Genomic DNA, 6,069 nt, shown 5'->3' on the forward strand with positions numbered 1-6,069 from the left:
GAACTGCAATTAGTTTCCCCAGGCGTTCAGCAACCGCCGGATGATGATAATTTCGCCGATATGATACGCAGTGTGGTCGGCAATCAACAGTGCTTCGCGGAGCAAATTTTGTCCTTCCCCATGCTCAAAAGGTTCGTATAAATCGCGTTGCGGATCGTTGAGCAACGTAATAAACGCATCCCGATCCCGTCGAATCTGGGTCAGTGCCTGTTGCCACTCTGTTTCATCGGCAGGTCCCGCTTCTTGTGGCCAGTAGCCTGAGGGCCAGGGCGGTGACTGATGCGACGCATCACGCGAGAATTCCAGAATATCCCACTGAACAATTCGAATATGATCGACTAATTGCCAAATGCTGTAAGGTACACCCTTGGGCTTTACATGCCGTAATTCAGCTGGCAAATCGTTAATGGCAGCGTCAAATGGCTGATGGGCATTAGTACTGGTCAGTAAATCAATCAGTTGCTGGCGCAGGATCGTATCGGCAGGTTGATTCGATTTGGGCATGATCTTTTAGCAGTTTTTACAACGTATCAACCTGATAAAAACGCTGTATGTTATGCAACTTTTCAGATACGTACTTACCATCTTCTCGGCTAGCTGAAGGTGTAGCTGGCTACTATTTATAATGGTCTATTGCAATTAATTCCAGAAATAGCCGGGCTGCAGGCTCGATTAAATTATCGTTGAAGTCATAATCGTCGTTGTGTAGAGCCGGGGAATTTTTGCCGTTGCCAATTCCAAACATAGCTCCTTTGTGCTTCTGCGTGAATAAACCAAAATCTTCTCCCCATTTAAACGGCTCCTGCTTTTCAATGAACGGATAGCCTAATTTCAGGGCACTGCCTCTGATTTGCTCATAGGCTTCAGGATCGTTTTCGTTAGCATAAAAAGCTTCGGTGTACTCAGTCGCTACGTTGATCCCACCACGAGTCGAAAGTTCGGTCAGCAACATTACTAACTGTTTTTTCAGGTGTTCCATCCGCTTTGCACTTCTTGTTCGAAGCGTAACATGAACTTCGCCGTAACCTGCTGATACGCCATACGATTTCTCCCCCATATTGGTGTAGACTGGCGTAATCAAGGCAAAATCATTGAACTGAGGATTGGGCTGTTGCAACTCTCTGGTTCTCAACATGAAATTAGCCATTACGTAAGCGGGGTTTATCCCCTTTTCAGGCTCGGCCGAATGCGATACTTTACCCGTAAACGTAACGATCATGCTAAGCACTGACGCCGTGAAAGAGCCAGGTTTACAGACGATTACACCTTGTTCAAAGCCGGGCAGATTATGCAACGCAAAAACCCGATCGGGCTGGATAGACGCAAACAAAGGATCATTGAGCACGGCTTCCGCACCCTGCCCTGTTTCTTCGGCTGGCTGAAATAATAAATATACGCATCCGTTCAAAATCGGCTTTTCGGCTAACAACGAAGCGAGCCGAGCCAGGATAGCAGCATGTCCGTCGTGTCCACATTTGTGCGAAACACCTTCAATCTGTGACCGATGGCCGAACGTATTGACTTCCTGAATGGGCAACGCATCAATATCTGCCCGAATCAACGTAACAGGTGTTGAATCCCGCTGGCCATATTGCAGTAACAAACCGGTACCGCCAACTTCACAAATACCATCCGGCTTGAATTGGCTGACAAACGCTTTTATTCGTTTCTGGGTTTCGACTTCCTGCCCTGAGATTTCCGGAAACTGATGCAACGCTTGTCTGAACCGGACAAAACTATCGTCGTACTGATTCTTTTGCATACGTTTGTCGGCTAAGCTTTCGTGTTCAATTACGAATATTTTGTATTGTCAGACAAGATCGTGAATCAAAGTTTGGTTCTGCTTCCTAAATGTCGCGACGATACGTCCATTACAATTTACTTTATAGGCGATGAGGAAAGTTGGGAAGGCTCCGAAAGCCGCCGGGATTTAATTGAGCCAGTCCGCAGATACGATATAATATCAGTGTTTGAAGGTGCTCACGCTTTACTACGTGACGACTGACAGACGAGAAGCCAGCGGCTGGATACGTTCGGTAATACATGAAGCTGCAAGTATTCTGAACGAGTTTCGACGGACGCTCGGTCAGGAGTAATACCTCACGTCTAATCCTTGCCTGGATGGTCTGAGCGAATTGGGGAAAGAGGCTCATAGTATCGCATCAAGGAATTTCTGCTGCTTACCCAACAGACCCGGTAGCTAACAATTTCAAGCTGATCCGTGAATTTTTCATCGAAGTCCGCTTTTTAGATTTCAAACCATTCTTCTGTATATGTTTAGTACCAGTACAACCAGCAAAACACTCATTCTTGGGCTTCTTTTTATTTTCTTTGCCAACGCAATTCAGGCGTTTGCCCCCAAACGCGAATTTTATCAGCTTAAAGTTTACCACCTGAAAGACAACAGCCAGAAAGACCGGCTCGAAACGTATCTCAAACAAGCCTACCTGCCTGCGTTACACCGCGCGGGTATCAGTAAAGTTGGTGTTTTCAGGCCCGCAACAGATGTCGATTCATTGGTATACGTACTGATTCCGTTTAAGTCGATTGATCAATTTCTGTCGTTACCAGAAACACTGGCAAAAGATAAAAACTATGCTTCAACCGGGCAGGACTACATTAATGCAGAATTTAATAATCCTGTTTTCAAAGGGCTAGAGTCGTATTTAATGGAAGCTTTTTCCGGGATGCCTGCCTTGGTAACGCCAAAACTTCAGTCTGGGCCAGCAGAACGTATATATGAACTGCGGAACTATGAAGCTTCTACCGAAAAACTACATGAAAATAAAATCAGTCAGTTCAATAACGGCGAACTGGCCATTTTCAAAAGACTGGGGTTCAATACGGTTTTCTGTGGTCAGGTGAAAGCAGGCGGTAAAATGCCTAGTCTGATGTACATGACATCGTTCGAAAACAAAGCCGAACGGGATGCCCACTGGAAAGCGTTCAGCAATGACGAGGGCTGGAAAAAATTTAACGCCTTACCCGAATACGCCCACAATTTTCTCCGCGCTGATATCTATCTGTTACACCCTACTTCCTATTCAGATATCTAAACAAGGTTGATTTCCTGCACTAAAAAAGGGTTTGGATACTGTTGCTTTAGCATCCGAACCCTTAATTCTATACGTTGCTGATTACTGACAGAGTTACTGCTTCACAAATTCGCGGTGGTAAGCAGCTTTGTAGAGTTCCTCCTCTGGCAAATTCTTAAAGTATTCATACGTAATACGTAATCCTTCTGCCCGGCTTACTTTGGGCTCCCAACCCAGAACCGCTTTCGCTTTAGTAATATCAGGCTGCCGTTGCTTGGGATCGTCTTTGGGTAAGTCTTTGAAGATCAGCTTCTGAGTTGTACCAGTGAGTTTAATGATTTCTTCGCCAAACTCTTTGATCGTAATCTCCGACGGATTTCCAATATTTACCGGATACGCATAATCGCTCAGAAGCAGACGATAAATACCTTCTACCAGATCATCGACGTAGCAGAACGAGCGGGTCTGGCTTCCATCCCCAAAAACGGTCAGATCTTCACCACGTAACGCCTGACCAATGAACGCAGGTAATACCCGACCATCATTCAGACGCATACGAGGACCATACGTATTAAAAATTCGGACGATCCGGGTTTCCAGTCCATGATACGTATGGTAGGCCATTGTCATGGCTTCCTGAAAGCGTTTGGCTTCGTCATAAACACCGCGTGGCCCAACTGGATTTACATTGCCCCAGTACTCTTCGTTCTGTGGATGAACGGTTGGATCGCCATACACTTCTGAGGTTGATGCAATAAGTACACGCGCTTTTTTCACACGGGCCAGTCCCAGGCAATTATGAATACCTAATGAGCCAACTTTCAGCGTCTGAATCGGTATTTTCAGGTAGTCAATCGGGCTGGCGGGCGAAGCAAAATGCAGGATATAATCTATCTCACCCCGCACATGAATAAACTTGGAGACATCGTGGTCGTAAAATTCAAAATTAGGCAGATGGAACAAGTGCTCTATATTACGGATGTCGCCCGTAATCAGATTGTCCATAGCAATTACATGATAGCCCTCTTTGATAAACCGATCACAAAGATGCGACCCCAGAAATCCGGCCCCGCCGGTAATTAAAACACGCTTCATTCAGTAATTGGGTTTGTATGTATACAGTTTACGGTATTCTATTCTTGACCAATAAAATCGTGAATAGAATACCGTAAAAAAACCGAATAATGGGGTCAAATTAAACTTTTTGCTCGACAGGGGCCAGAACGGCTTCGCGGCCAACACTATAATACGTGTAGTTCATCTCCCGCATCTGATCAAGTTCGTAGACGTTACGTCCATCGAAAATTACTCTGTTTTTCAAGAGCAGATTCATTTTATCAAAGTCAGGCGTACGGAACAATGGCCATTCGGTAATGATCATCAGCGCATCGGCATCGTCCAGAGCAGCGTATTGCGTGTGCGCATACGTAATGGAGTTACCCAGAACGTTCTTTACGTTGTCCATCGCTTCCGGATCGTATACCGTTACTTTGGCGCCCGCTTCGAGCAAGGCCTGAATGTTATCCAGCGCTGGCGCTTCCCGAATATCATCGGTATAAGGTTTAAAGGCTAATCCCCAAACAGCAATGGTTTTTCCTTTCAGATCATCGCCAAAATGCTGCCGAACGATTGGCATCATTTTGGTCTTCTGTTTGTAGTTGACCTCCATAACCGACTTCAACACTTTAAAGTCGTAATCGAAATCGCTGGCTGTTTTTGCCAGGGCCTGCACATCTTTCGGGAAACAGCTACCACCATAACCAATACCGGCAAATAAAAACCGCTTACCGATACGGCTATCTGTACCGATACCCCGACGAATATCATCAACATTAGCGCCTGCGCGTTCGCACAAATTAGCGATTTCGTTCATGAACGTGATTTTAGTAGCCAGAAACGCATTAGCAGCATATTTCGTCATTTCAGCCGACCGTTCGTCCATGAAAATAACGGGGTTTCCCTGACGTACCAATGGAGCATACAGTTTATTCATGACTGCTTTAGCCCGGTCCGACCGCGTACCAATTACAACGCGGTCAGGCTTCATGAAGTCTTCGACCGCAACGCCTTCCCGTAAAAACTCGGGGTTAGACACGACGTCGAAATCTACCTTAGCATTGTCGGCAATGTGTGCATGAACCTTCTCGGCTGTACCCACTGGCACCGTACTCTTATCGACAATTACCGCATACTGGCTTAAAATCGGACCAAGGTCGCTGGCTACTTTCAGAATATATTTCAGATCGGCAGAACCATCTTCGCCCGGAGGTGTAGGCAGTGCCAGGAAAATTACCTCTGCGCCTTTAATTCCTTCTTCTAAATCGGTCGTAAATAATAACCGGCCCTCCTCTACATTCCGTAAAAACAACGTTTCAAGACCGGGTTCGTAAATAGGGACAATTCCGTTATTAAGCTTTTCAACTTTTCTTACGTCAATATCAACACACGTAACCTGGTTACCAGTCTCAGCGAAACACGTACCTGTTACAAGACCCACATATCCGGTTCCTACAACTGCTAATTTCATAGATTATTTAAGTATAGATTGTGATTTTATAAATAATAAAGTTTAGTCGACTATCTGTCGATTAGTGCAAAAATAGGAGTTTTTTAATAATGTCCTATTGTGGAGGAAAGTAATCCCTATCCATCGGCAGCAAATATACTCTAAGGCGCAAAAACTAGCTTTTTGTTAAAAAATCTATAATTTTTATATACAAACAATAAACCTAAAATTATTTATAGTTAACTTTTCATCTTTTCTGTCCAGGCAATTTTATTAGTTTGCTATCTATTTTACGTTTATTGTAGTTAAATATAAAGCTGCTGTACAGACACATCTATCGGGTGTTTTCAGCACATCAACATACTATATTTATGGACGCTGAAATTGGAGAAAATCAAGTTAATATATCCGAAAAGTCAGTTGTATCCCAGCTGATTGTTCAATCGGTGCGCGATTTAAGTGATCGGCTTATACGCCCAAACGCTCGTCAATGGGATGAAGAGCAGCATTTTCCGGCTGATCTTTTTC

Annotated in this window: 6 protein-coding genes; 1 reads left to right on the forward strand and 5 read right to left on the reverse strand. The window is 44.6% G+C overall.

What is annotated here, in order from left to right:
- Positions 1-9: 9 nt before the first annotated feature.
- From ACOJS8_RS25270 to ACOJS8_RS25280, 3 genes are all read right to left on the reverse strand, one after another.
- Entirely contained in the window at positions 10-504 is a 495-nt protein-coding gene (locus tag ACOJS8_RS25270; protein WP_420151341.1) for a DinB family protein, read from the reverse strand.
- A gap of 112 nt (positions 505-616) precedes the next feature.
- Positions 617-1,762: an amidohydrolase gene (locus ACOJS8_RS25275; protein ID WP_420151342.1), complete on the reverse strand. Its 1,146-nt coding sequence runs from the start codon at positions 1,760-1,762 to the stop codon at positions 617-619.
- A 121-nt stretch (positions 1,763-1,883) separates the two neighbouring features.
- Positions 1,884-2,153 (reverse strand): hypothetical protein, encoded by a 270-nt coding sequence (locus ACOJS8_RS25280; protein ID WP_420151343.1) that lies wholly within the window; start codon positions 2,151-2,153, stop codon positions 1,884-1,886.
- Between the two features lie 120 nt (positions 2,154-2,273).
- On the opposite strand from ACOJS8_RS25280, the gene ACOJS8_RS25285 reads away from it, so the two are divergent.
- Positions 2,274-3,056, forward strand: a complete 783-nt coding sequence (locus ACOJS8_RS25285; RefSeq protein WP_420151344.1) for an NIPSNAP family protein — start codon at positions 2,274-2,276, stop codon at positions 3,054-3,056.
- Between the two features lie 93 nt (positions 3,057-3,149).
- On the opposite strand, the gene ACOJS8_RS25290 is transcribed toward ACOJS8_RS25285, so the two are convergent.
- Both ACOJS8_RS25290 and ACOJS8_RS25295 read right to left on the reverse strand, forming a co-directional pair.
- On the reverse strand, positions 3,150-4,130 hold the full coding sequence (locus tag ACOJS8_RS25290) for a UDP-glucuronic acid decarboxylase family protein (RefSeq protein WP_420151345.1): 981 nt from the start codon (positions 4,128-4,130) through the stop codon (positions 3,150-3,152).
- A gap of 100 nt (positions 4,131-4,230) precedes the next feature.
- Entirely contained in the window at positions 4,231-5,562 is a 1,332-nt protein-coding gene (locus ACOJS8_RS25295) for a UDP-glucose dehydrogenase family protein (RefSeq protein WP_420151346.1), read from the reverse strand.
- Between the last annotated feature and the right edge of the window lie 507 nt (positions 5,563-6,069).

Source organism: Spirosoma sp. (assembly GCF_048594605.1).
Lineage (GTDB): Bacteria > Bacteroidota > Bacteroidia > Cytophagales > Spirosomataceae > Spirosoma.